Origin of the sequence: Rhizobium sp. BT-226, assembly GCF_025847085.2 — a bacterium.
GTDB classification, from domain to species: domain Bacteria; phylum Pseudomonadota; class Alphaproteobacteria; order Rhizobiales; family Rhizobiaceae; genus Rhizobium; species Rhizobium sophorae.
This window is the reverse complement of sequence record NZ_JAOYTI010000001.1, coordinates 547844-571334: the sequence shown is the minus strand read 5'-3', so window position 1 is coordinate 571334 and position 23491 is coordinate 547844. Positions and strand designations below refer to the sequence as shown.

Annotated in this window: 25 protein-coding genes; 14 read left to right on the top strand and 11 right to left on the bottom strand. The window is 61.3% G+C overall.

Annotated features, from left to right (window positions below; all coding sequences use genetic code 11):
• Positions 1 to 11: 11 nt before the first annotated feature.
• From mhpT to OIU37_RS03005, 3 genes are all read right to left on the bottom strand, one after another.
• Positions 12 to 1286, bottom strand: coding sequence for a 3-(3-hydroxy-phenyl)propionate transporter MhpT (gene mhpT, locus OIU37_RS03015; RefSeq protein ID WP_182210248.1), 1275 nt, complete (start codon positions 1284 to 1286; stop codon positions 12 to 14).
• Between the two features lie 93 nt (positions 1287 to 1379).
• Entirely contained in the window at positions 1380 to 2960 is a 1581-nt protein-coding gene (locus OIU37_RS03010; RefSeq protein ID WP_264255557.1) for an AMP-binding protein, read from the bottom strand.
• Positions 2961 to 3017: 57 nt separating this feature from the next.
• Positions 3018 to 3848 carry a p-hydroxycinnamoyl CoA hydratase/lyase gene (locus tag OIU37_RS03005; protein ID WP_171602536.1) on the bottom strand — a complete coding sequence of 277 codons (831 nt, stop codon included), beginning with the start codon at positions 3846 to 3848 and terminating at the stop codon, positions 3018 to 3020.
• A 287-nt stretch (positions 3849 to 4135) separates the two neighbouring features.
• Between OIU37_RS03005 and OIU37_RS03000 the strand changes: the two genes are divergently transcribed.
• Positions 4136 to 4594 (top strand): MarR family winged helix-turn-helix transcriptional regulator, encoded by a 459-nt coding sequence (locus OIU37_RS03000; protein WP_171602535.1) that lies wholly within the window; start codon positions 4136 to 4138, stop codon positions 4592 to 4594.
• Positions 4595 to 4598: 4 nt separating this feature from the next.
• Here OIU37_RS03000 and OIU37_RS02995 read toward each other — a convergent pair whose 3' ends face one another.
• The 3 genes from OIU37_RS02995 to folE form a co-directional block, all read right to left on the bottom strand.
• On the bottom strand, positions 4599 to 5561 hold the full coding sequence (locus tag OIU37_RS02995; RefSeq protein ID WP_182210251.1) for a patatin-like phospholipase family protein: 963 nt from the start codon (positions 5559 to 5561) through the stop codon (positions 4599 to 4601).
• A 117-nt stretch (positions 5562 to 5678) separates the two neighbouring features.
• Positions 5679 to 6131, bottom strand: coding sequence for a phosphoribosyl-AMP cyclohydrolase (hisI, locus tag OIU37_RS02990; RefSeq protein ID WP_168317000.1), 453 nt, complete (start codon positions 6129 to 6131; stop codon positions 5679 to 5681).
• A 25-nt stretch (positions 6132 to 6156) separates the two neighbouring features.
• Positions 6157 to 6771: a GTP cyclohydrolase I FolE gene (gene folE / locus OIU37_RS02985; RefSeq protein ID WP_017960561.1), complete on the bottom strand. Its 615-nt coding sequence runs from the start codon at positions 6769 to 6771 to the stop codon at positions 6157 to 6159.
• A 306-nt stretch (positions 6772 to 7077) separates the two neighbouring features.
• Here folE and OIU37_RS02980 point away from each other — a divergent pair, with 306 nt between their 5' ends.
• The 6 genes from OIU37_RS02980 (at position 7078) to OIU37_RS02955 (ending at position 11956) form a co-directional block, all read left to right on the top strand.
• A complete protein-coding gene (locus OIU37_RS02980) occupies positions 7078 to 7524 on the top strand; it encodes an iron-sulfur cluster assembly scaffold protein (RefSeq protein ID WP_180695080.1) in 447 nt (148 codons plus the stop codon).
• A 5-nt stretch (positions 7525 to 7529) separates the two neighbouring features.
• Positions 7530 to 7934 (top strand): membrane protein insertion efficiency factor YidD, encoded by a 405-nt coding sequence (gene yidD, locus OIU37_RS02975; protein WP_182210252.1) that lies wholly within the window; start codon positions 7530 to 7532, stop codon positions 7932 to 7934.
• The gene (locus tag OIU37_RS02970) at positions 7931 to 8359 is read left to right on the top strand and encodes a DUF2267 domain-containing protein (protein ID WP_264257443.1); all 429 of its coding nucleotides are present in this window, start codon (positions 7931 to 7933) and stop codon (positions 8357 to 8359) included. The genes yidD and OIU37_RS02970 overlap by 4 nt, the downstream gene beginning before the upstream one ends.
• Positions 8356 to 8883, top strand: a complete 528-nt coding sequence (locus OIU37_RS02965) for a DUF1697 domain-containing protein (RefSeq protein WP_168311345.1) — start codon at positions 8356 to 8358, stop codon at positions 8881 to 8883. Before OIU37_RS02970 ends, OIU37_RS02965 begins: the two co-directional genes overlap by 4 nt.
• A gap of 123 nt (positions 8884 to 9006) precedes the next feature.
• The gene (gene thrS, locus OIU37_RS02960; RefSeq protein ID WP_168311344.1) at positions 9007 to 10992 is read left to right on the top strand and encodes a threonine--tRNA ligase; all 1986 of its coding nucleotides are present in this window, start codon (positions 9007 to 9009) and stop codon (positions 10990 to 10992) included.
• 106 nt (positions 10993 to 11098) lie between these two features.
• A complete protein-coding gene (locus tag OIU37_RS02955) occupies positions 11099 to 11956 on the top strand; it encodes a lysophospholipid acyltransferase family protein (protein ID WP_168316997.1) in 858 nt (285 codons plus the stop codon).
• Between the two features lie 3 nt (positions 11957 to 11959).
• On the opposite strand, the gene OIU37_RS02950 is transcribed toward OIU37_RS02955, so the two are convergent.
• Entirely contained in the window at positions 11960 to 13057 is a 1098-nt protein-coding gene (locus OIU37_RS02950) for a hypothetical protein (RefSeq protein ID WP_171377764.1), read from the bottom strand.
• Positions 13058 to 13170: 113 nt separating this feature from the next.
• On the opposite strand from OIU37_RS02950, the gene OIU37_RS02945 reads away from it, so the two are divergent.
• The 5 genes from OIU37_RS02945 to OIU37_RS02925 all read left to right on the top strand — a co-directional run bounded on the left by OIU37_RS02945 (position 13171) and on the right by OIU37_RS02925 (position 16367).
• Positions 13171 to 13755 (top strand): nitroreductase, encoded by a 585-nt coding sequence (locus tag OIU37_RS02945; protein ID WP_168316995.1) that lies wholly within the window; start codon positions 13171 to 13173, stop codon positions 13753 to 13755.
• Positions 13755 to 14366 carry a flavin reductase family protein gene (locus tag OIU37_RS02940; RefSeq protein WP_180695086.1) on the top strand — a complete coding sequence of 204 codons (612 nt, stop codon included), beginning with the start codon at positions 13755 to 13757 and terminating at the stop codon, positions 14364 to 14366. The genes OIU37_RS02945 and OIU37_RS02940 overlap by 1 nt, the downstream gene beginning before the upstream one ends.
• Positions 14367 to 14473: 107 nt before the next feature.
• Complete coding sequence (locus tag OIU37_RS02935; protein WP_264257442.1) at positions 14474 to 15616, top strand: DUF2336 domain-containing protein; 1143 nt, start codon at positions 14474 to 14476, stop codon at positions 15614 to 15616.
• A gap of 85 nt (positions 15617 to 15701) precedes the next feature.
• Positions 15702 to 16037, top strand: a complete 336-nt coding sequence (locus OIU37_RS02930) for a hypothetical protein (RefSeq protein WP_264255536.1) — start codon at positions 15702 to 15704, stop codon at positions 16035 to 16037.
• A 45-nt stretch (positions 16038 to 16082) separates the two neighbouring features.
• Entirely contained in the window at positions 16083 to 16367 is a 285-nt protein-coding gene (locus tag OIU37_RS02925) for an immunity 53 family protein (RefSeq protein WP_264255535.1), read from the top strand.
• Positions 16368 to 16522: 155 nt separating this feature from the next.
• Here the strand turns inward: OIU37_RS02925 and OIU37_RS02920 are convergent, their stop codons facing one another.
• The gene (locus tag OIU37_RS02920) at positions 16523 to 16945 is read right to left on the bottom strand and encodes a hypothetical protein (protein ID WP_264255533.1); all 423 of its coding nucleotides are present in this window, start codon (positions 16943 to 16945) and stop codon (positions 16523 to 16525) included.
• A gap of 129 nt (positions 16946 to 17074) precedes the next feature.
• On the opposite strand from OIU37_RS02920, the gene OIU37_RS02915 reads away from it, so the two are divergent.
• Entirely contained in the window at positions 17075 to 17533 is a 459-nt protein-coding gene (locus tag OIU37_RS02915; RefSeq protein ID WP_171602528.1) for a GNAT family N-acetyltransferase, read from the top strand.
• A 19-nt stretch (positions 17534 to 17552) separates the two neighbouring features.
• On the opposite strand, the gene OIU37_RS02910 is transcribed toward OIU37_RS02915, so the two are convergent.
• From OIU37_RS02910 to parE, 3 genes are all read right to left on the bottom strand, one after another.
• Positions 17553 to 18770 (bottom strand): AI-2E family transporter, encoded by a 1218-nt coding sequence (locus OIU37_RS02910; protein ID WP_017960548.1) that lies wholly within the window; start codon positions 18768 to 18770, stop codon positions 17553 to 17555.
• Positions 18771 to 18886: 116 nt separating this feature from the next.
• Positions 18887 to 20041: an esterase-like activity of phytase family protein gene (locus tag OIU37_RS02905; protein WP_264255526.1), complete on the bottom strand. Its 1155-nt coding sequence runs from the start codon at positions 20039 to 20041 to the stop codon at positions 18887 to 18889.
• A gap of 159 nt (positions 20042 to 20200) precedes the next feature.
• Positions 20201 to 22303 carry a DNA topoisomerase IV subunit B gene (parE, locus tag OIU37_RS02900; protein WP_171602526.1) on the bottom strand — a complete coding sequence of 701 codons (2103 nt, stop codon included), beginning with the start codon at positions 22301 to 22303 and terminating at the stop codon, positions 20201 to 20203.
• Positions 22304 to 22522: 219 nt separating this feature from the next.
• Here parE and OIU37_RS02895 point away from each other — a divergent pair, with 219 nt between their 5' ends.
• A complete protein-coding gene (locus OIU37_RS02895; RefSeq protein ID WP_171602525.1) occupies positions 22523 to 23422 on the top strand; it encodes an alpha/beta hydrolase in 900 nt (299 codons plus the stop codon).
• Positions 23423 to 23491: the final 69 nt, after the last annotated feature.

Below are 23491 nucleotides of genomic sequence, written 5' to 3'. Positions count from 1 at the left end.
GAAATTGCTGATCAAGCGGATGTCTGCGAAACGGCGGTGCTTTCGTATTCTGCCGCTGCATCGCGGTTTCCAGCATTTTGCGCCTTAGCCAAGCGGTGGACAAGCAGCAGGCTGGCCAGGCCGCCGAGAATGGCGATCGGCACGATGCCCAGCAGAACTTCAGTCGCGGACTTTCCGCCGGCAACGAGCGCGCCGGCAAGGAGCGGGCCGGCGACGGAACCAAGGCGGCCTGCCGCGACCGCAAATCCCACCGCCGTGCCGCGCACTTCCTGCGTATAGCTTTGCGGCGCGAGACCGTAGAGGATTGCCTGTACGCCGATGATCGTACCCCCGAGAAGCACGCCCGAGACGATAGCCAAGGCAAGGTTGTTCGGCAGCAGGGCGACACCGAACAGTGCGGCGACAAGCAGGCCGTAGCTGAGAATGACCGCGCGGCGGCGATGAATGCCGTCGAGCGCATTGCCGACCATCAGGCTTCCGGCCGCGCCGCCGATGTTGAAGACGATCTGGACTATTCCGGCGTCATATTTGCTGAAGCCCTTGGCGACCATCAATGCCGGCAGCCAGTTCAGCAGGAGATAGAGAACGAGGAGCGAGAAGAAGAAGCCAAGCCACAGAAGCAGCGTCGTCTGCCAGCTCGAAGGACCGAAAATGGATCTGAACGTGGCGCTGATATTTGCCTCGTCGCCATGGTCCCGCGCGACTTTCAGGTCCGGCAGCGACAACAAGAGTACGGGCACGAGCGCAACGGGTAAAATGCCGCCTATGACGAAGATCGATTCCCAGCTGTCATGCAGTCCGAGGATCGAGACCGCACTCGCGATCGCGCCGCCGATCGGAATGCCGGCGTACATCAGCCCGACGGCCGTGCCGCGCCGTTCGCGTGAGAGCGCCTCGGCCGCGATTGCCACAAGATTTGGGAGCGCTCCACCCAGGCCCACACCTGTGAGGAAGCGCATAAGGACCAGAGCGGAAAAAGAGCCGACCAGAGCGGTGCCCAAAGAGAACAGGCCAAACGTCAGGAGCGACAATATCAGCCCGGTTCGTCTGCCAAATCGATCGGCAATTCGCCCGCCGACAATGGCGCCGAAGATCAGCCCAAACGTGGCGGAAGAGAAGAAGAGGGCCATCTGACCCGGTGCAAGGCCAAGCGCAGGCGCGAGTTTCGGCGCGGCAACACCTGCGGCCTGGATATCGAAACCTTCGATCATCGCGGCGCAAAAACACAGTATCAGCACCTTGTAGCCGCTGGTTTGGAGACTTATTCCACGCGCAGATTTTCCCATTTTATCCTCCCTGAGAAAATACCAACCGGGCATGAGTGATCCCTGTCTGAACAGCCCGGTTCAGCCAAAGTCGAACGACAGTTTCGTATTCCGTTAACGTTGCGCGGCCAGCTCTTCCGGCTTCGCACTCGCGTGCCGGGCATGCGGGATATCGCCGATCCGATCCGGTTCCGGGTCTTTCCCGAGCGCCAGCCGCCGCAATTCACGTTTCAGGATCTTGCCTGCGCCGTTGCGCGGAAGCGCATCGATCAGAACAAATTCCTTCGGCACCTTGAACCGGGCGATCAATGCGGAACAGTGGGCGGCGAGATCGACTGCGGATGCAATCGCACCATCGTGGAGGACGATATAGGCGCACCCGACTTCGCCCCAGCGTTCATCGGGAATGCCGACGACCGCTGCCTCCTTGACGCCGGGGTGTTCCATCAGGGCCGCTTCGACCTCGGCGGGATAGACGTTCTCGCCACCTGATATGAAGAGGTCTTTGCGGCGATCGACGACCGTCACGTAGCCGTCGGCATCCGCCTTAGCGAGATCGCCGGTCTTCAGCCAGCCATCATCCGTGAAGGCGCGGGCGTTTTCGTCCGGGCACGCCCAATAGCCCGCGCTGACGTTTGGACCGCAGACGAGAACTTCACCGACTTCGCCGGCCTCGGCATTGAGACCGTTGTCCGCGACGATCCGAAGTGACATGTCCGGCGGCGGCAATCCGACCGATCCGGCCTTCTCCGCAATGATGGCCCGATCCAGCGGCATCCCGAGCAAAGTGCCGGCCTCGCTCATGCCGTAGCCATCGACCATCAGGACATTCCGGTCGAGCCACCAGCGGATATTTGCCGGAGGATTGGGCGCGCCGCCGGTAAACAGCGCCTTGAGGCTCGCCCATTGCTCCGGATGAAAATTCTCCGCCTTTCGCAGCGCGTCGGCCATTTGCGGGACGCAGAAATAATGGGTCACTGCGAATGCCGCGTCCGCCAGGCGATCATTGGTCGCGACGGGGTCGAACCCTCCGGAGATCAGGACGGTGGCGCCTTGCAGGAAGGGCGCCTGTATGCTCGTGACCAGTCCAATGACATGAAACATCGGCGTGTCGCAGAGAAAGACGCTCTCCTGAGAGACCTCGCCGAGGACACCGAAATTGACCGCTGTCGCGAACATATTTCGGGCCGACAGCATCACGCCTTTCGGGCGCCCTGAGGTTCCTGACGTATAGAGTAGAACTGCGGGAGAATCGGCAGAGATCGTCGGCCGGGCCGCCTTCGGTTTCGCTTGCGCAACCGCAGTGACGAAGTCAGCCGTTGCGAGCGTGCGTGCGCCCTTTATCGACACCTGCGAGACCGCATCGCCAAAAACAAACGAAGGTTTGCAATCGAGCAGGATCTGCTCTTGCTCCGTCATCGAAAGGCGCCAATTGATCGGCACGAAGATGACGCCAAGGCGCATCGCCGCCTGCTGAAGAATGATGAAATCGGCGCTGTTCCTGGCGACCGCCGCGATACGCTCGCCACGTGCGACCTGATAGATGTCCGACAGCACGAAGGCGGCTCGGTTGACCGCGTCATTCAACTCCGCGTAGGTCCAGCGACGCCCGCTCGATAAATCGACGCAGGCGAGGGCGCCCGGGCGCAAACTGGCGTGCAGACGTACCGGGTCCGGTGCTTTCCACTCCGTCATAGGTTCTCCTCCCATCCCAGCGCTTTCCCCGGCGCGGGATATGCTCAGCGGCAGCGATCAGGATGCTTGCCGCGTCTTGTCATAGGCGCCCAGCCCAGGTTTGTAGGTCTTCTCATCGATGAACTGGTGAATGCCTTCCTTGCGGCCTTCATTGTCGAAATAGTTCGCCGCCTCCTGCGCCCGCACCAGATAGTCCTCGGCGCTGTCGTAGGTCATCTCGGCGACACGGCGAAGCGCATCCTTGGTGGCCTTCAGGGCAACCGGATTTTTGCTCAGCAACACGTCTGCAACCTGCTTTACACGGGTTCTCAACTCGGCAAGCGGAACGCTCTCGTTGACGAGTTTCCATTCGGCAGCCTTTTTGCCGTCGATCAACTCGCCGGTCAGAGCGTGATACATGGCGTCCCGCATCGAAAGGAGATCGGCGACCACTTTCGTTGCACCGCCGCCGGGCAAGATTCCCCAGTTGATCTCCGACAGGGCGAACTGAGCTTCATCCGCGGCAAAGGCGAGATCGCAGGAGAAGAGCGGCCCGTAACCCCCACCGAAACACCAGCCATTGACCATGGCGATCGTCGGCTTCTGATACCACCGCAGCCGGCGCCACCAGCCATAGGCCTCCTGCTGAGATTTCCGCACGGCCCCAAGGCCTTTTTCCTCGCTTTCGCGGAAGTATTCCTTGAGATCCATTCCGGCCGACCAGGCCGTTCCCTCGCCGGAGAGCACGAGCACACCGACGTCGTCGCGATATTCAAGCTCCTCGAGGACTTCCATCATGCGACGGTTGAGCGAGGGGTTCATGCAGTTGCGCTTTTCGGGGCGATTGAACCGCACCCACGCAATATTATCGACGACGTCGAAGGCGACTGGATCATCAGCCAAGCGCATTCTCTTCTCCTGTGTCCGAATAAGGTGTCTAATTCGCAGAAGACCTGCCTAATCCGAGGCAGCAGATCTCAGCTTGTATTCCAAATGCCCGCGTCACAGCTGCCCTGACAGAATAGCTTCGTCGGGTTTTCGGCTGCGTCGGGCGATGCAGTTGGCACGGCAATACAGAGTGATATCGTCATAGCAGTCATGCTATTCATCCGATCGCGTTGGTGGTTTACCGCAGCGATAATTGCTATATGACATAGCAATATTGAAATTGCAAGTGACAAGGCGGATTTAGTTGAATGGGACCTACAAAGAGCAAGACGAAGGCGACAAAAGGACAACTACCGCAGCAGTTGGAAGACTATGTCGGCTACCATTTGAGGCGCGCTTCGGCTCTCAACATGCAGGACATCACCAATGCTCTCGCAACGGTTGGACAACGACCAAGCGGCTTCAGCGTTGCCTGCATTATCAATGAGCAGCCCGGGATAACGTCGGCGGAGATCTGCCGGATGCTGGGGCTGCAGCGTGCAAACATCGTACCGCTCCTGGATGAGCTTTCAGGCCCCGGATACATTAGCCGGGTCGACGACGAGAGGGATAAGCGCGTTCAACGCCTGTATCTAACCGACGCGGGATATGAGGCTCTGGAAACTTGGCACGACATCGTTTTCAGTCACGAAGAACGTGTCCTGGCAAATCTGTCGCCGTCGGAGCGAGACTTGCTCCGGGAATTGCTGGCTAAAATCTGGAATTAAACTTCTAGGGATGGTTGGCGTAGACTTCCTGCATGCGTTGGATCTCGGGGAGCCGGGCTCTGGCTTCCTCGTAGCCGCGTTCGATCGCTTCGCCCGCCCGGTGGAATTCGGAAAGGCCGATATAGCTGAGACGCGGCTGCAGCGAAATGTCCGGCGGGTCGCCGGCAAGGCGGGCGCGGGCGATCCGGTCCTGGATGATGTTGAAGGCCTGCACCATGACGCCGGTCATGCCGAGGCGCGCATAGGGCGCCTCTTCCTGTTTCTGCACTTCCTGGGCCGACAGGCTGGCGTTGTGCCGGACGACGGCCGAGCGGCCGTAGAGATCGTAATTGAGATTGACGGCGACCACGAGCGGCTGCTCATAGGCGCGGCAGACGGAGACGGGGACGGGATTGACCAGCGCCCCGTCGACCAGCGTGCGGTGATTGCTGCGCACCGGCTCGAAAATGCCGGGCAGGGCATAGGAGGCGCGCAGCGCCGTAATCAGCGAACCATTGGCAATCCAGACCTCATGGCCGGTATTGACCTCGGCCGCGACCGCGACGAACGGCCGGTCGAGATCCTCGACGTTCAGGCCTTCGAGATGTTCCTGCATACGCTTGGTCAGCCGCATGCCGCCAAAGAGGCCGCTGCCGCCAATCGTAAGATCGAGGAGACTTGCGATGCGGCGCATCGTCAGCGAGCGCGCGAAACTTTCGAGTTCATCGAGCTTGCCGGCGAGATAGCAGCCGCCGACCAGCGCGCCGATCGAGGTGCCGGCAATCATGCCGATCTCGACCTTTGCCTCGTCGAGGGCGCGCAGCACGCCGATATGGGCCCAGCCGCGGGCAGCGCCGCCGCCGAGTGCCAGCGCGATCTTGATTTTCTTTTGAGGCGCGGGAGGCGGGAGCATCTCGAGCGTGGTCGACATGCCGGAACCGGAACCCTCGCCTTCAGAGCTTTGACGATGCAGACTCCAGCTCAGCATGGCGCTCTCCCCTCCCAGCAGAACACTTGATTTTCGATAGTGTGCCCGATCAGTTTCCAAATGGTATATAGAAGCGGTTTCTGGCGCAATAAGGAGCAAATGTCGGAGAATTCGGGGCTATTTCTCGTAGACGTCCTGCGGATCGAAATGAAGCTCGTCGTCAACGATATCCAGCATCGGCTTTCCGTCCCGCAGCGTGATCGTCCGGTAGAAGCAGGAGCGGCGGCCGGTGTGACAGGTGGCGTCGTGGCCGGCGACCTCGACCTTCAGCCAGATGGCGTCCTGATCGCAATCGGTGCGGATTTCCTTCACCGTCTGGAGATTGCCCGAGGTCTCGCCCTTCTTCCAGAGCTTGCCGCGCGAACGGCTGAAATAGTGCGCCGTGCCGGTCTGGATGGTCAGCGCCAGCGCCTGGGCGTTCATATGCGCCACCATCAGCAACTCGCCGTCACCGGCGTCGGTGACGATCGCGGTGATCAGGCCACGGTCGTCGAAACGCGGCGTGAAATCACCGGCGTCTTCCAACGCCGACTTGTCCTCGGATGGTTGATTGAAGATCAGTTGACTCATCGCGGCCCTCCTGAGGGAGCCGGTATCAGCGGCTCCGCACCATGGTCATGAAGCGGGCCTGATCGGCCGGCTCGGTCTTGAACGTTCCCGTAAACGTCGTCGTCAACGTGGTCGAGCCCTGCTTCTGAACGCCGCGCATCGCCATGCACATATGTTCGGCCTCGATCAACACGGCGACACCGCGCGGATTAAGCGTATCGTCGATGGCCCGGGCGATCTGCGCGGTCATCGTTTCCTGGGTCTGCAGGCGGCGGCCATAGATCTCGACGACACGGGCAATCTTCGACAGGCCGAGCACACGTCCGTCCGGCATGTAGGCGACGTGGGCCTTGCCGATGATCGGCACCATGTGGTGTTCGCAATGTGAGTAGAACGGAATATCCTTGACGAGGACCATGTCGTCGTAACCGGCGACCTCCTCGAATGTGCGGCCGAGCACGTCTTCCGCCGCCATGTCGTAACCGGAAAAAAGCTCGCGGTACGATTTGACGACGCGGGCCGGCGTTTCGAGCAGGCCTTCACGCGTCGGGTCGTCACCGGCCCAGCGCAGCAGGACGCGAACGGCTTCCTCCGCCTCCTGCTGGGAGGGGCGATCCGAGTCGCGGTTCGTCTGCGGAAAATTCTTTACGATGGCGTCCATGAACAATGGTCTCCTGGTCCGCACCGCGGACCCATCTGTCGGAATCGCCACTGGTCAATCCCATGCGGGAATTCATGCACCTTTGGCAGGCTCCGGGGCTTTCAGGGCAAGTTCACCCGTCCGGCACGGTTTCCCAATCAAACTTACACCAGGCCATTGCATTTTCATGGCCTTCGAACGACATACATATAGGAAGACGGCCATCGTATGTAAGTATCCTCACACGACACGGTGTGTTTTTTGTTTTGACGACAATGACGCCCCTAGAGAGGCCGATCCGCAGCGATTTTGGAGCGGAAATCCAGCATGGACGATATCTACAACAGCAAAATCCTCGAATTCGCCGGCAATATTCCGTTGACCGGCATGCTTGATGATGCCGATGCGAGTGCCCAGGCCCATTCCAAACTCTGCGGCTCGAAGGTGCGGATCTGGCTGAAGATGGATGGCGACACCGTGACCGGCTTTGCTCATGACGTGAAGGCCTGCGCGCTCGGCCAGGCCTCGTCCTCGATCATGGCGCGCCACGTCGTCGGCGCCACGTCGGACGAACTGCGTCAGGCCCGCCAGGACATGCTCGCCATGTTGAAGGCGGACGGGGCGGGGCCTCATGGACGGTTCGAAGACATGCGCTATCTGTTGCCGGTGCGGGACTACAAGGCCCGCCATGCCTCGACGATGCTGACCTTCGATGCCGTCGTCGACGCGATCGGGCAGATCGAAGCGAAACGGGCGGAAGTTGTCGAGGCGTAACGGAGATGTGCGAGTTCTGCGCCCAGCAGACTGACGATGAGGACGACGGTGGCGCCGCCGGATCAGTAAAGCCGCGCGAAAAGGCCGCACGCACCTCCCGAAACTATACCGGTCCGTTCCGCAAGACGCCCGACCGCCTGCTCGGCATGGGGCTGATCCGCCTCTACCAGCTGACGCTTTCCGGCTTTGTCGGCAATTCCTGCCGCCATATCCCGACCTGCTCCGAATATGGCTACGAGTCGATCGCCCGTCACGGCCTTTGGGCCGGCGGCTGGATGACATTGTTTCGCGTCGGCCGCTGCGGCCCGGGCGGCACCAGCGGCCTCGACCAGGTGCCGGAGATGCTCGGCGACGGCTTCCGCTGGTGGACCCCTTGGCGCTATTTCGCCCTCGGACGCAAGAGAGGCTGATGGCCATGACGATGCCCGGCGAATACAGGCGTGCATCGGAAGACTTCGACGGTTATCTCGATGATCTGAGAGCCGATACGCTGATCGACAGCCGAAACGTGGTCTACACGATGACCCAAGGGGTCTTTCAGACGTTCCGCCGCCGCCTCGATGTCGCAGACGCGCTCCGGTTTGCCGATGTGCTGCCGCCTGTGCTGCGCGCGATCTTTGTCGCCGACTGGAATCCCGACGAGGCCAAACGGTCTTTCGTGGATCGTGTGGCGATGACGCGGGAGGTGCAGTCACTACGCGGTGACCATAATTTTGCCCCTGACACCGTCATCCGAGACGTGGCGATGGCCGTTCGCAAACATGTCGACGCCGCCGCATTCGACAGAGTGCTGAGGACCTTGCCCGGTGGAGCGGAGGAGTTCTGGCAGCCATGAGCACCTTCATCGCCCTTCTGCACAGCATTGTGCTGACGCCCGACCGCCGCGTCATCATGCAGGATTTGCGCGCACTTGCCAAAGAACTCGGTTATCGCGAGCCGCGCACGCTGGTTTCCACAGGCAATCTTGTCTTCGAGGCCGACGAGATGCGGCCGCACGAAGTCGAGACCCAGCTGGAAGAGGGTTTTGAAGAAAAGTTCGGCAAACATGTCGATATCATCGTGCGCAGCGACTGCACCTGGATGGCGCTTTGCAGCACCAATCCCTTCAAGGACGGCAATGGCGACCAGGTCATCGTCCGGGTGATGCGTCTGCCGGTCGATCCCAAGAAGGTGGAGGCACTGAAACCGCTGATGACGGAGGGACAGCGCATCGCCGTCGTCGGCGGCGATCTCTGGATCGATTTCGCCGGCAAGCCAAGCCAATCCAAGCTGCTTTCGGCGCTGACGACCAAGCGGCTCGGCGTCGGTACGATGCGCAACTGGAACACCGTGCGCGGGCTGACTGAAATGATTATATAACCCCGCTTTTTCTTTACTCAGACAGCAAATCTGGCTATCAGGCGGCTGCGCATTCAGCTCCGCGGAGGCGCGTTCGTGTCAACCACCCGCATTCGTTGGCGGGACTGGACAAGGAGAATTTCGATGTCCCAAGCTATTTCCCTGACATTTCCCGATGGTTCCGTGCGCGGCTATGATGCCGGCGCAACCGGCCGGGATGTGGCCGAATCCATTTCCAAGTCGCTTGCCAAGAAGGCGGTCGCCGTTGCGATCGACGGTACCGTGCGCGACCTTTCCGATCCCGTGACGACCGGCAGGATCGAGATCATCACCCGCAATGACGACCGCGCGCTGGAACTCATCCGCCATGACGCGGCGCATGTCATGGCCGAAGCAGTGCAGGAGCTCTGGCCCGGCACCCAGGTGACGATCGGCCCGGTCATCGAAAACGGCTTCTATTACGACTTCGCCAAGAACGAGCCCTTCACACTCGATGATCTGCCGAAAATCGAAAAGAAGATGAAGGAGATCATCGCCCGCAACGCCGCCTTCACCAAGCAGGTCTGGTCGCGCGAGAAGGCGAAACAGGTCTTCGCCGACAAGGGCGAGCAGTACAAGGTCGAACTCGTCGATGCGATCCCGGAAGGGCAGGATCTCAAGATCTATTACCAGGGCGATTGGTTTGACCTCTGCCGCGGTCCGCACATGGCCTCGACCGGCCAGATCGGCAGCGCCTTCAAGCTCTTGAAGGTGGCTGGCGCCTATTGGCGCGGCGACAGCAACAATCCGATGCTGAGCCGCATCTACGGCACGGCCTTCGCCGAGCAGTCGGAACTCGACAACTACCTGCATATGCTTGCTGAAGCCGAAAAGCGCGATCACCGCCGCCTCGGCCGCGAGATGGATCTCTTCCACTTCCAGGAAGAAGGTCCTGGTGTCGTCTTCTGGCACGGCAAGGGCTGGCGCGTATTCCAGACGCTGGTTGCCTATATGCGCCGCCGGCTTGCCGACGACTATCAGGAAGTCAATGCGCCGCAGGTGCTCGACAAGTCGCTGTGGGAAACCTCCGGTCACTGGGGCTGGTATCGCGACAACATGTTCAAGGTGACGGTTGCCGGCGACGACACCGATGACGACCGCGTCTTCGCGCTGAAGCCGATGAACTGCCCGGGCCATATCCAGATCTTCAAGCACGGGCTGAAATCCTACCGCGAGCTGCCGATCCGGCTGGCCGAATTCGGCAATGTCCACCGCTATGAGCCGTCGGGCGCGCTGCACGGGCTGATGCGCGTGCGCGGCTTCACGCAGGACGACGCGCATATCTTCTGCACCGACGAGCAGATGGCCGCCGAATGCCTGAAGATCAACGAGCTGATCCTTTCGGTCTACAAGGATTTCGGCTTCGACGAAGTCACCATCAAGCTCTCGACCCGGCCGGACAAGCGCGTCGGTTCGGACGAGCTCTGGGACCGCGCCGAAAGCGTGATGATGGGCGTGCTGGAGACGATCCAGCAGCAGTCCAACAATATCAAGACCGGCATCGTGCCGGGCGAGGGCGCCTTCTACGGTCCGAAGTTCGAATATACGCTGAAGGATGCGATCGGCCGCGAATGGCAGTGCGGGACGACGCAGGTCGACTTCAACCTGCCGGAACGCTTCGGCGCCTTCTATATCGACAGCAACTCGGAAAAGACGCAGCCGGTGATGATCCACCGCGCCATCTGCGGCTCGATGGAGCGTTTCCTCGGCATCCTGATCGAGAACTTCGCCGGCCATATGCCGCTCTGGGTATCGCCGCTGCAGGTGGTGGTCGCAACGATCACCTCGGAAGCCGACGCCTACGGGCTTGAGGTGGCCGAGGCGCTGCGCGAGGCCGGCCTCAACGTCGAGACCGACTTCCGCAACGAGAAGATCAACTACAAGATCCGCGAGCATTCGGTCACCAAGGTTCCTGTCATAATCGTCTGCGGCAGGAAGGAAGCCGAGGAGCGCACGGTCAATATCCGCCGCCTCGGCAGCCAGGACCAGGTTTCGATGGGGCTCGACGCCGCCGTCGAGAGCCTTACCCTCGAAGCGACACCGCCCGACATTCGTCGCAAGGCCGAAGCAAAAAAAGCCAAGGCGGCCTGAACAAATGGCCGGTATCCGACAGCGCCGAACCCGGCGCTGTCGGAAATCTGATATGTAACTGCAATATTGTCGCCACGAACGGGGAGCGGGTCATCCCGAGGCCGGAGTGCGCTTCAAAGAATTATCCTATGCCAATGATCGCGATCCACGCCTGAAGCGCTGGCTGATCCGCTCGATCGAAGGGCTTTCGGGCCGCGACCGCTATGTCAGGCTCTACGACATATGGCGCAGCGACATCATCGGCAAGAGCGACCGCGTGTTCGCCAGGACGCTCGATCTTATCGACGTGTCGGTCGACGTCAAAGGCAGTTGGCCGCTCGAACCCGTTCCCGCCGAGCCCATCGTCATCGTCGCCAACCACCCCTTCGGCATCGGCGACGGCATCGCCGTGCTGGCGCTTGCCGAACAGCTCGGCCGTCCCTTCAAGGTGCTGATCCATAACGACCTTCTGAAGATGCCGGAGATGGCGCCCTATTCGCTGCCGATCTCCTTTGCGGCGACCAAGGCGGCGATGGCGATGAACATGAAGAGCCGGCATGAGGCGGTGCGGCTGCTCGGGGAAGGCACCACCATCATCGTCTTTCCCGCAGGCGGCGTTGCAACCGCCAAGAGGGGCTTCGGCCGCGCCGAGGATCTACCGTGGAAGATGTTTCCGGCAAAACTCATCCAGGCGACGCATGCCAGCGTGCTGCCGATCTATTTCGAAGGCCAGAACGGGCGGCTGTTTCATCTGGCAAGCCGGGTGTCGATGACGCTGCGCCTGTCGCTGCTGATCGGAGAGTTCCGCCGGCTGTCCGGCAGCACGATCACGGCGCATGTCGGCGAGGTGCTGACCTGGCAGGCGCTGAGCAGCGGCGGCGACCGCAAGGGTCTGCTTGCCCGTCTCTATGAGGCCGTGTTCTCGATGGCGCCGCCGAAGCGCGCCTTCCAAAGGTATCGGTTGAGCCGAAACCGCGCGCGGTAAAAGTCAATCGAGGCTGGTGTCGTCGCCGCCCTGCGGCACGAGTTGTTCATAGGAGGGCAGCGGCTCCACCGGAGCCGGCTGGACGCCTGGCGGTGGTGGCGTGCCGACCGGTACTTGCTGCACCGTGCGGGCCGCGCTGACCGGCGGCTGCGGCTGCTGGTCCTTCATCAGAACCTCGACATCGGTGTTCCTGCCGGCGACGACTGTGAAATCGCGTTGGTAGATCTTGTCCTTGTTGCGGGCGACGGCGGAATATCCGCCTTCGGCGAGAACCATGGTCGGGAAGGCGCTGACACTTTCGCCGACGCTGTCGCCGGCCGCCGTCAGGATCGACCATGCCGTATCGGCGATCGCCTCGCCACCGGCATCGGAGACCAGCTTGAAGGTGATCTGCGCGGCGCGATGCTGGATCGTCGCCTCTGTCAGCTTGCCTGCCTCGACTTGGATGTCGGCGCGGATCACGGCGTTGACGCTGCCATATTCGGAAACGATGTGATAGGTGCCGGCATTGAGACGGACGACGGTATTCGGCGAGACATCGGCCACGACGAGGCCGCGCTCGCCGTCGTCGCGCACTTCCGAGGAATAGATCGAGAAGCTCAACTGGTCGGGGCGAATGCGGGCGTCGGCGCCGGAGACGGCATTGAGCAGCAGGCCGCCGGCATCGAGCACCATCACCTGCTTGTCGACCTCGCCTTCAGCGGGCACGGTCAATTTCTTGGTGACCCCGGCGCGGCCGAAGGAGACGTTGACAAAATAATCGCCGGGGGCGAGCTGGAAGGCGGCAGGCCCGCCCTTGGCGCTGGCGATCAGCGGCAGCTTGCCATCGGTTCCGGCGATCGGGCTGAAGACGTACCAAGAAAGACCCTCCTCAACCGGCGTGCCGTCAGCTGTCAGCTTGGCTTCCATTGGGACGTCGCGGAGCTTGACCCCTTGGGGCACCGTGCCGGGCGCAATAAAGGCATCGAGCTTCGGCATCTTCGGTGTCGATTCAAGCTGTTTGAATTCCTTGAAGGCATCCTGAGCGCCGGCGCCGAGGGGCATCAATACCATCAGGGCAATGGCAAGGCCGATGCGTGCAAAAGGCAAAATGCCAAACATCTGTTTCGTGAACCGATTGACTTCTGAAATCGCAAAGGTCACTTCAAGACCAACGCGATGGCAAATTCAAGACCCGCCCTTTGCAGCAGCATAAAAATGAGAGCTTCTCCCGTATGAAATCCGATATCAAGCTGATCGACTACCTCGCCGTGCGCCGCTCCATCCCCGCTTTCCAAATGTGCGAACCAGGCCCCGAGAAGGCCGAGATCGAGGAGATCCTGCGTCTTGCCTCGCGTGTTCCCGATCACGGCAAGATCGCGCCCTGGCGCTTCATCGTCTATCGCGGAGAGCAGCGCGTGCGTATCGGCGAGGAACTTCTGACGCTGGCACTTCAGACAAAGCCCGACCTTTCCGAAGAGATGATCCAGGTTGAGCGCAGCCGTTTCACCCGTGCGCCCGTGGTCGTCGCCGTCGTCAGCAAGGCGGGGCCGCATATAAAGATCCCGGAATGGGAGCAGCTGATGTCGGCAGGCGCGCTTTGCTTCAACGTCATCCTCGCCGCCAATGCCAATGGGTATGTCGCCAACTGGCTGACGGAGTGGTTCGCCTATGACGAGCGCGCCTATCCGCTGCTCGGCGTCGGGCCTGATGAAAAGGTGGCGGGCTTCATCCATATCGGCTCGACCACATTTCCGGCAATCGAACGGCCGCGGCCGGAGCTTGCCGATACCGTGACCTGGGTCGGCGGAGACGACTGATGTTCTATAGCACCGACAGCAACCGGCACGGGCTCGCGCATGATCCGTTCAAGGCGATCGTGTCGCCGCGCCCGATCGGCTGGATCGGCAGCAAGGCAAGGGATGGCTCGATCAATCTGGCGCCCTATTCCTTCTTCAATGCCGTTGCCGACCGGCCGAAGCTGGTGATGTTTTCTTCGGCCGGGCGCAAGCACAGCCAGCGCAATGCGGCCGAGACCGGCGTCTTCACCTGCAATTTCGTCAGCCGCGATCTCGCCGAGAAGATGAACCTCTCCTCGGCGGCGTTGCCCTATGGCCACAGCGAATTCGACTTCGCCGGCCTGACGCCGAAGCCGGCCGAACTGATCGACGCGCCCTATGTCGGCGAGGCTTTCGCGGTGCTCGAATGCAAGGTTACCGAGATCATCGAGCCGAAGACGCTGTCGGGCGAACCGTCCGAAAACGTCCTTGTCTTCGGCGAAGTGGTCGGCATCCGCATCGACGAAGCGATTGTCAGGGACGGCCGCCTCGACATGTCGATCGCGCGACCTGTCGCCCGCATGGGCTACATGGATTACAGCGAAGGCAGCGATGTTTTCGAGATGATCCGGCCGAAGCCGCAGCAAGGCTAAGCCGAACGGCAAGGCGCCCAAAGACTTAAGAAACATGGTGAACCAATCTTAAACCTTTTGCCGCTACGGTCGCAGCATTGAATGGAGCGCGAGGGAATCGCGTTCAACTGCTGGGGCGTCGCGTGATCGTAGAAGCTTTCCTTCGTTGGATCGAAACGGCCAAGACCGGTGATCGGGCCCGGGCTGCAAATGCCCTTGGGCGCGCCTATCTGCAGTCCGAAATGTCCGCGGATGAGCGTGCGGCGGCCGAAATGGCGATGGCCTTTCTTCTCGACGATCCGTCGCCACGCGTGCGGCTTGCGCTGGCCGAGGCGATCGCCTGGTCGCCCGATGCGCCGCGCAACCTGATTCTTTCGCTTGCCGAAGACCAGCCCGAGGTCGCCTGCCATGCGGTGACCTGTTCGCCGCTTTTGAGCGACGCCGATCTCGTCGACCTTGCCGCGCGCGGCAACGGCGCGACCCGCATGTTGATCGCCGCCAGAGCGCATGTGACGCGGCCGGTTTCCGCCGCGCTTGCGGAGGTCGGCGATGAGGAAGAACTGCTCTGCCTGCTGGAGAATGACGGCGCGGTGATCTCCAGCCTATCGTTGAAACGCATCGCCGAACGGCTCGGCGACTGCTGCGATATTCGCAACCTGCTTCTCGACCGGAGCGATCTTCCCGCCGATGCCCGGCAACTGCTCACCCAGCATGTCAGCAATGCGTTGGTTGGCTTGCCGCTGGCGCAGGCGGCGATCGGCCTGCAGCGGCTTCAGCGCATCAGCCGCGAGGCGACCGAGGCTGCCATCGTTTCGATCGCCGGCGACATCGCGCCGCGCGAAATACCCGATCTCGTCCAGCATCTGCGCCTCAACGGCCGGCTGACGCCGTCCTTCCTGATGCATGCGCTCTGCGCCGGCAAGGTCGACTTTTTCGCCGGCGCAATCGTCGATCTGACCGCGTGCAGCGAGCGCCGCGTGCGCTCGATCCTGGCAACCGGGCGGATGCATGCCGTGCGCGCGCTCTACGAATCGGCTGGCCTGCCGAGGGATATCAGCGTGATCTTCGTCGAGGCGACAATGCTGTGGCGGGACGCCGCCAGAAAAGCGCCGGGCAGCGTGCTCGGCACTATCTGCGGCCGTCTTCTCGAAAAATTCCGCCATCACGACGCGCATGGCGCGATCGGCGAGTTGCTCGACATAGTGGAAAAGCTGCATGTTAACGAGCAGCGACAATCGGCCCGCGTCTATGCAGCGCTTGCTGCCGCCTAAAATACGGCGAAAGGATTGGCCTGCGCGCATTAGGCGCATAAACATAAGCAATATGGGGCGTTGCTGCGCGTGTTCGGAAGATTTTTTGAATCTCGGCTTGATTCACCGATCTAGTAAGCGATCAACCGGTGTTTATGTGCTTTTTCCGCTAAACGCAGCGGTTGGGCAACGTACTGTTTCAATTGTTGACAATGTGGCACTGCCATCTGATGCCAAAAAATTCGCTGCGTTCCGGGCTGGTACTATCGACCCGGCTACGCGAAAGGTGGGTGTGTGGTGGCTATGGGATGGAGAGAACGAATTGCAAATCGGACAGCTGACCACTGAGCAGCGTCACCTCTCGATTCGTGGAGTATGGAACGATATGTTGTTGATTGAGCGAATTGAATCTGGTTGGACGCCGGAAACAGACCCGACGTAAGCGTGGTGGGCGGGGCACATGTAGGCTCGATGATAGGGTGAGTAAATGGAGACCGTTTCAAGGCTTTGTGCCTGGTTTGAGCGTCAATGCGTAGACGAATGGTATGAGGACCGTGGGGTCAAAATCGGCACCATAGACAATCCTGGCTGGTCGATGAAAGTTGACCTCAAGGGAACCGCCCTTCAAGACAAGGACTTTCAGGAGATCCGAGTTGAAAGATCGGATCGTGATTGGTTTGTGGCTCGCAGAAATGATCAAGCCTTTGAGGCATTTGGCGGGCCAATTAATCTTAATGAAATGGTTGAAAGTTTTCTCGCTTGGGCTGAATAGTTCTCGTGTAGACGTGGGCGTTGGCTTGAAGAAGCGCCGTGAGGTTCGAGAAGGCGTTTCTTCAAACCTGCTCATTCCAGACCGTGTTAACACGACCTAGTACATGAGCAGAACGATGGGGCGCGCTCGGTACGTCCTATCGGATGCGCGACGACCTAATCACTCAGCCGCGTGACCACCCAGGAATAGCTGGCGGAGACGAAATGCACCGGTTTGGTGAGCGTGCTCTTGACGCTTTTGCCCGAGGGCAGATGGGCGCGGACCTGCCCGGCGATGCCTTCAGCAAAACCGCCGATCCTTCCTGTGGGTTCCTCGGGCGCTGTGACGGCGACCTCGGGCGCGGCGGCAGGCACGGGCGCTGGTTTCGGCGGCTCGGCGGCGGCTATGGCTTTCGGCGCCTCGCACACCGCGATCACCGAGGGATAGTTGACATTCACATAGGTCTTCAGCCGCCGTTCGGCTTCGGCATCACAGGCGGAAACAGTTTCCCAGCGTTTATCGACCGTCGCGACATAATTGCACTGGCTGATGGAATCGTCGCAGCCGAGAATGGTCATCGCGATCAGCACCGCTTGCATATTCTGCTTCCTTGATTATTGAGCACCTCATCGTCTTAGAGGGCGCAATTCCAACCGAATGAAGGCAAGGGTATTAACTCTTCGTCATATCGGGGAAAATTTTGTTACGCGCCGGCAGAGGGAGCCAACATGTCCGTCACCATCGCTCTTGAACCGCCACGCCAGGAGGGCGTCATCCGGCTTCTCGATCTCTCCGATGCCTATGCACAATCGCTCTATCCGGCTGAAAGCAACCATCTGGTCGACCTTTCCGTGCTGGAGAAACCTTCGGTGAGCTTCCTCGTCGCGCGCAACGACGATGCGATCGTCGGCTGCTGCGCGCTGGTCGAGGCCGGGGACGATACGGCGGAGATCAAGCGCATGTTCGTCGATCCCGAGGCGAGGGGCCTGAGGATCGCCAGCGGCCTGATGAATGCGCTCGAAGCGATCGCCGGGGAAAAGGGGCTGACGGCGATCCGGCTCGAAACCGGCATCTACCAGCCCGAGGCGATCGCTCTCTACCGCAAATACGGATATCGGGAAATCGAGCCCTTTGGCAGCTATCTGCCGGACCCGCTCAGCCTGTTCATGGAAAAGCAGCTGGGCTAGCCGGTCTGCGAAACCATGTTTAGCCTTCGGCGACGCGCGGCATGGTTTTCGGCGAACCGGGGACCGGCGGCGGGGCCTGTTCGTCGATGATGATCTGGGGTCCGGTCTCGCTCTTGTCGGCGTTGCGGGCCTCGTGGATCCATTCGCGCCAGATGGCGACGATCAGCGCCATCAGCACCGGGCCGATGAAGAGGCCGAGGAAACCCATCGTCTTGACGCCGCCGACGAGGCCGAAGAAGGTCGGCAGGAAGGGCAGCTTGATCGGACCACCGACGAGCTTCGGCCGCAGCGTCTTGTCGACGATGAAGAGCTCGACCGTCCCCCAGACGAAGAGACTGATGCCGGCGACATGCGAGCCGCTCGCCAGCAGATAGATGGAGACCAGCGTGAAGGAGAGCGGCGCACCGCCCGGTATCAGCGCCATCACGCCCGTCAGCACGCCGAGCGTCACCGGCGATGGCACGCCGGCAATCCAGTAGGCAAGGCCGAGCACGATGCCTTCGCCGATCGCGATCAGCGTCATGCCCATGACGGTGGAGCTGATCGTCGCCGGCACGACGCGGGAAATCCGCTCCCAGCGGTTGGGCAGGATGCGCTCGCCCAGCATGTCGATCTGCTTGGAGAAGGAGAAGCCGTCGCGATAGACAAAGAACAGCGCGATCAGCATGAAGAGCAGCGTCAGCAGCAGGTGGAAAGCGCCGCCGCCGGCCGCAAGCACGGCACGGTATATGTTGCCGATATTGGCGCCGCTGACCGCCTGGATGACCTCGCCGAGCGCGCCGGGACTGCCGATATATTTTGTCCAGACTTCATCGAGATAGGCGCCGGCCCAAGGCAGCGCGACGATCCAGTTTGGCGTCGGGGCGCCGGCGCGGTTGGCGTGGATTGCCCAGGCGACCCAGGTGCGCACTTCGCCCGTCGTATAGGTGACCGCAAGCCCGATCGGGATGACCAGGAAGGTGATAATCAGGATGATGGCGATGGTCGCGGCGATCGTCGTATTGCCGCCGACGCGGGCAAGAAGCTTGCGATAGAGCGGCCAGCTGGCAAAGCCGATGACGAGGGCCGCGAGCACCGGCACGAGGAAGCCGTAGAAGAAATAGACGCCGGCAGCGACGACCAGGACCAGCAGCCAGCGCGCCGCCGAGATGGAGGGAATCAGCGGCGTGCGCGTCTGCGCCGACGATCCGAGCCATCGCGGTTCATGATTACTTTTCTGACGGTCGAACACACCCACGCGCGCCTCTTCTTATTCTTGTACTCTGGTTATGGGCCATCAACCCGGCGGTTTCAAGGTCCGTAGCGGGAAAGCGTATACAAAGCGTCGCTATTCGCCCCCCAGATCCGAACGCCTTACTGCTGCGGACGGCTGAGAACCTTGAAGGCGTAGAATTGCGTCTTCTGACTGGGCGAGAAATTATTGTCGGAGCCGAGAATGAGGACGTCGGCGCCGTCCTTGGCCTTGCCGAGCGACATCGCCTCGATATTGTCGGGAACGAGGCCGATTGCCCTCAAATCGAGGATCTGGCTCTTGCGGGCGGGGACGACGCGCTGGTCGTTTTTGGCGAGCGAAGCGATAGCGGATACATCGGTGGCATCAGTCAGATCCATCATCATGATCTTGATATTGTTGCCGAATCCCTGGGCATAGCTGCGTTCGACGGCAAGCAGGCGGTGATCGTCGAGGGCAAGAAACTCGGACATGCCGTTGTCATTGCCGCCGTCGGGTTTGGTGGCGGCCTGCGGGATCGGCGAGACGGGGTAGACGTACTCAGCCTTCGGCTCGCCGGTGGCGCCGTCGTAGCGGACGATGCGCGACAGGCCGCCCGACGTCAGCGAGGGGTTCGGACCATCCTGGTAAAGGGCGGCTTCAACACCGACGAAAACATCGCCGGAGGGCGCAACAGCAAGATCCTCGAAGGCGAGATTGTCCCGGATGCCGGTCGACTTGTCCGCAGTCGGCGCAAAGCCCTCCGGCAGCTTGAATTCGCGGACGAAGGAACCGTCCGGCGACGCGACACGGACGAAGGGCGCCAGCAGCGCCTTGCCGTCGCCTTCGCTGCCCCAGTAGATGCCGTCCTTGCCGAGGCGGATCGATTCCGGATCGACGGTCCGTGCAGCGAAGGGCTCGCCATTCTTGTCCTTCAAGGTCACCTGCTTGACGACCGAAACGCCCTTGAGGCCCGACGCGTCGAGATCGACTTCGAGTTCATAGAAACGGGCAGGGCCTCTTTCCGAACGGTCGTCGCTGATGGCGATATAGTGGCCGGTGGCGGCATCGAAATCGAGGCCGGAAATACCGCCGAATTCGACGCCGTTTTCCATATGGCCGGTCGGGATGACGAATTCACCGAGATAGGAGAGCGAAATGCCGGCGGCGCAATCGCCGAAGGGGCAGGCGGTCTCGAAAGTGGCGCCGATATCGGTGGCCCCGATATCTGTGGTGCTGGCGGTGACGGTGCTGGACAGGAGAACGAAAGCGGCAGCCGCGAGAGAACGCTTGGTCATGACAAATATCCGGCATGGGTTGAAACGGTTCGAACCGGCGCAGTTGCTTCTCCGAGGGGAAGGCGCGCCGACCGCTTCATGCGCCGGTTGTTTGACGGAGTTGTTACGGTTCTTCGTCAGTTCCGTGAAATCGTCGATGCTAAAATGCGTGGCGACGCTTTAAATATCGAGGTTCTCCGCGAAGGCCGCACGGTCCTGGATGAAGCGGAAGCGGGCTTCCGGTTTGGTGCCCATCAGATCGTCGACGGCGCTGCGGGTGCCTTCGAAATCCACCTCGTCGATCAGCACCTTGAGCAGCGTGCGCTTGGACGGATCCATGGTGGTTTCCTTGAGCTGGGCGGGCATCATCTCGCCGAGACCTTTGAAGCGGCTGATCTCGACCTTGGCCTTGCCCTTGAATTCCGTCTGCATCAACTCGGCGCGATGATTGTCGTCGCGGGCATAGGCGGATTTCGAGCCTTGGGTGATCTTGTAAAGCGGCGGCACGGCGAGGAAGAGATGGCCGCCGCGCACCAGCTCCGGCATCTCCTGATAGAAGAAGGTGATGAGCAGAGAGGCGATGTGGGCGCCGTCGACGTCGGCATCGGTCATGACGATGATGCGCTCGTAGCGCAGGTCCTCGTCGCGGTATTTCGAGCGCGTGCCGCAACCGAGCGCCTGGATGAGATCGGCGAGCTGCTGGTTGGCGCCGAGTTTTTCGCGCCCGGCGCTGGCAACGTTGAGGATCTTGCCGCGCAGCGGCAGAATGGCCTGGTTGGCGCGGTTGCGCGCCTGCTTGGCCGAACCACCTGCCGAATCACCCTCGACGATGAAGAGTTCGGCACCCTCGGCGGTGTTCTGCGAGCAGTCGGCGAGCTTGCCGGGCAGGCGCAATTTGCGCACAGCGCTCTTGCGGTTGACTTCCTTTTCCTTGCGGCGGCGCAGGCGCTCCTCGGCGCGTTCGATCACCCAGTCGAGCAGCTTGGCCGACTCGTTCGGATTGTCCGCAAGGTAATGGTCGAAAGGATCGCGCAGCGCGTTCTCGACGATGCGCTGGGCCTCGACGGTCGCAAGCTTGTCCTTGGTCTGGCCGACGAATTCCGGCTCGCGAATGAAGACCGACAGCATGCCGACGGCCGAAATCATCACGTCGTCGGTGGTGATCTGCGCGGCGCGCTTGTTCTGCGTCAACTCGGCATAGGCCTTCAGGCCCTTGGTCAGCGCGATGCGAAGGCCGGCCTCATGCGTGCCGCCTTCGGGCGTCGGGATGGTGTTGCAATAGGAATGCACCTGCGGATCGCCGCCATACCAGGTAATCGCCCATTCCATCGAGCCGTGGCCGCTCACCTTCTCCGTCTTGCCGGCAAAGATCTCGCGGGTGACGGTGAACTCCTTGCCCATCGTCGCCTGGAGATAGTCCTTCAGGCCGCCGGGGAAATGGAAGACGGCCTTGTCAGGGACCTCGGAACCTTCGGGCAGCACGCCCGCCTCGCAGCTCCAGCGGATCTCGACGCCGCCGAAGAGATAGGCCTTCGAGCGCGCCATGCGGAAGACGCGGGCGGCGTCGAACTTCATGTGATCCCCAAAGATCTGGGGGTCGGGATGGAAGCGCACGCGGGTGCCGCGGCGATTGTGGACGTCGCCCAACTCTTCGAGACCGCCCTGCGGCAGGCCTCGGGAGAAGCGCTGGCGGTAGAGCTTGCGGTTTCGCGCCACCTCGACCTCGAGATCGTCGGAGAGCGCGTTGACGACCGAAACGCCGACGCCGTGCAGGCCGCCCGACGTCTCATAGGCCTTGCCGTCGAATTTGCCGCCGGCATGCAGCTTGGTCATGATGACTTCGAGCGTCGACTTGCCCGGCACCTGCGGATGGTTCTCGACCGGGATGCCGCGGCCATTGTCGGAGACGGTGAGATAACCCTCGAGGTCAAGATAGACCTCGATGAAATTGGCATGCCCGGCGACCGCCTCGTCCATCGCATTGTCGATGACTTCGGCAAACAGGTGGTGCAGCGCCTTTTCATCGGTGCCGCCGATATACATGCCCGGGCGCATGCGCACCGGCTCGAGGCCTTCGAGGACGCGGATCGACGAAGCGCCGTAATCATCGGAGTTCGAGGCGGCGGGCGCCGGGCGTGCGGAGGCTCCGGCAGCAGGAGGTGCTGCCGCTGCGGCGGGCGCAGCCGTCACCGGCGGCCGTTCGGAGGGCACCGCAGGCTTCTGCGCCTCCTCGCGTTTTTCAGAGAGGGGCATTCCGGAAAAGAGGTCGTTGCTATCGTCCATGGAGCCGTTCAGATCTTCATCCTGTCTTGGGTCTGGCTTGGGCGGGCATCCGCCGCCGACCCAAAATCACCGCATTTCATGCCACGTTTGCGAATCAGGCAGATTTTGCCAGAAAGCACCTCTATACGCGACACCGCCGGATTTGGCGGGCTTTTCCCAAATGATTTGCGTTGCCGGGCGCAGAATGGCAAGCGGCGGCAGGCTTCAGGAACCATCCGAATGCGAATGTCCACAAGTCATTGCACCATCATCACCGCAATTGCGGCGTTTTTCTTATCCGCAGCCATCCTGTCCGCTGTTGGCCCGGCAGAGGCGGCCGACGCTTTGCCGCCTTTCAAGGACGATCTGTTTTCCAAGCAGTCCGTGTTGGAGACGGGCGACGGCGGCGCCTTCGAGGTCATCGACTATGACGAGATGCGCGATATCAACGGCCGCGATCAGATCCCGCAAAAGCGGGTGCAGCAGAAATATGTGGCACTCGGCATCCGCAAGGCGCAAGCGGACGAGACGCTGTCCCTCGACGGCATTAAGCTCGATGTCACCAGGGTGGGACCGGCTGGCAGTGCCGCCTTCACGGTGATTTTCATCCATGGCCGCGACGGCGACCGCCGGCTCGGCGCCAACGACTATAGCTTCGGTGGCAATTTCAACCGCCTCAAGAACCTCGTCGCCGGCAATGGCGGCGTCTATTATTCGCCGACGGTCAAAAGCTTCGACAGCAGCGGCGTTGCGGCGATCGCCGGCCTCATCCGCTATGCCAGCGCGCAATCGCCCGGCCGGCCGATCATCCTTTCCTGCGCCTCGATGGGCAGCCAGGTTTGCTGGGGCATTGCGCGCGACAGCGACAGTGTCAAGCGGCTGAAGGGCATGCTGATCATGAGCGGGGTCTCCGATCCGGATTTCATCAAGAGCGCCTTCTACAAGGCAAAGCTGCCGCTGTGGTTTGCCCATGGCAGCCGCGACCCGGTCTATGCCGCCGCTAACCAGCAGGCGCTGTTCGAAAGCCTGCACAAGGCAAAATATCCGGCGCGTTTCACGCTGTTTCAGACCGGCAATCACGGGACACCGATCCGGATGATCGACTGGCGCAGGGTGGTGAACTGGATTCTGGCCGGCTAAGGCATATTGCGCAAAACTGTGCAGCCGTTTTTTCGATAACGGCATGCAGAAAAAACCAAAAGGCGGTTT

What these genes read in the sequence shown, in the direction of transcription:
- thrS (WP_168311344.1), top strand. Translation starts at nt 9,007, where the DNA reads ATGTCCCAAGCTATTTCCCTGACATTTCCCGATGGTTCCGTGCGCGGC.
- OIU37_RS02940 (WP_180695086.1), top strand. Translation starts at nt 13,755, where the DNA reads ATGTTCTATAGCACCGACAGCAACCGGCACGGGCTCGCGCATGATCCG.
- folE (WP_017960561.1), bottom strand. Translation starts at nt 6,771, where the DNA reads ATGGACGCCATCGTAAAGAATTTTCCGCAGACGAACCGCGACTCGGAT.
- OIU37_RS03005 (WP_171602536.1), bottom strand. Translation starts at nt 3,848, where the DNA reads ATGCGCTTGGCTGATGATCCAGTCGCCTTCGACGTCGTCGATAATATT.
- OIU37_RS02925 (WP_264255535.1), top strand. Translation starts at nt 16,083, where the DNA reads ATGGAGACCGTTTCAAGGCTTTGTGCCTGGTTTGAGCGTCAATGCGTA.
- OIU37_RS02945 (WP_168316995.1), top strand. Translation starts at nt 13,171, where the DNA reads ATGAAATCCGATATCAAGCTGATCGACTACCTCGCCGTGCGCCGCTCC.
- parE (WP_171602526.1), bottom strand. Translation starts at nt 22,303, where the DNA reads ATGGACGATAGCAACGACCTCTTTTCCGGAATGCCCCTCTCTGAAAAA.
- yidD (WP_182210252.1), top strand. Translation starts at nt 7,530, where the DNA reads ATGTGCGAGTTCTGCGCCCAGCAGACTGACGATGAGGACGACGGTGGC.
- mhpT (WP_182210248.1), bottom strand. Translation starts at nt 1,286, where the DNA reads ATGGGAAAATCTGCGCGTGGAATAAGTCTCCAAACCAGCGGCTACAAG.
- OIU37_RS02965 (WP_168311345.1), top strand. Translation starts at nt 8,356, where the DNA reads ATGAGCACCTTCATCGCCCTTCTGCACAGCATTGTGCTGACGCCCGAC.
- OIU37_RS02915 (WP_171602528.1), top strand. Translation starts at nt 17,075, where the DNA reads ATGTCCGTCACCATCGCTCTTGAACCGCCACGCCAGGAGGGCGTCATC.
- OIU37_RS03000 (WP_171602535.1), top strand. Translation starts at nt 4,136, where the DNA reads ATGGGACCTACAAAGAGCAAGACGAAGGCGACAAAAGGACAACTACCG.
- OIU37_RS02950 (WP_171377764.1), bottom strand. Translation starts at nt 13,057, where the DNA reads ATGTTTGGCATTTTGCCTTTTGCACGCATCGGCCTTGCCATTGCCCTG.
- hisI (WP_168317000.1), bottom strand. Translation starts at nt 6,131, where the DNA reads ATGAGTCAACTGATCTTCAATCAACCATCCGAGGACAAGTCGGCGTTG.
- OIU37_RS02920 (WP_264255533.1), bottom strand. Translation starts at nt 16,945, where the DNA reads ATGCAAGCGGTGCTGATCGCGATGACCATTCTCGGCTGCGACGATTCC.
- OIU37_RS02995 (WP_182210251.1), bottom strand. Translation starts at nt 5,561, where the DNA reads ATGCTGAGCTGGAGTCTGCATCGTCAAAGCTCTGAAGGCGAGGGTTCC.
- OIU37_RS02895 (WP_171602525.1), top strand. Translation starts at nt 22,523, where the DNA reads ATGCGAATGTCCACAAGTCATTGCACCATCATCACCGCAATTGCGGCG.
- OIU37_RS03010 (WP_264255557.1), bottom strand. Translation starts at nt 2,960, where the DNA reads ATGACGGAGTGGAAAGCACCGGACCCGGTACGTCTGCACGCCAGTTTG.
- OIU37_RS02980 (WP_180695080.1), top strand. Translation starts at nt 7,078, where the DNA reads ATGGACGATATCTACAACAGCAAAATCCTCGAATTCGCCGGCAATATT.
- OIU37_RS02905 (WP_264255526.1), bottom strand. Translation starts at nt 20,041, where the DNA reads ATGACCAAGCGTTCTCTCGCGGCTGCCGCTTTCGTTCTCCTGTCCAGC.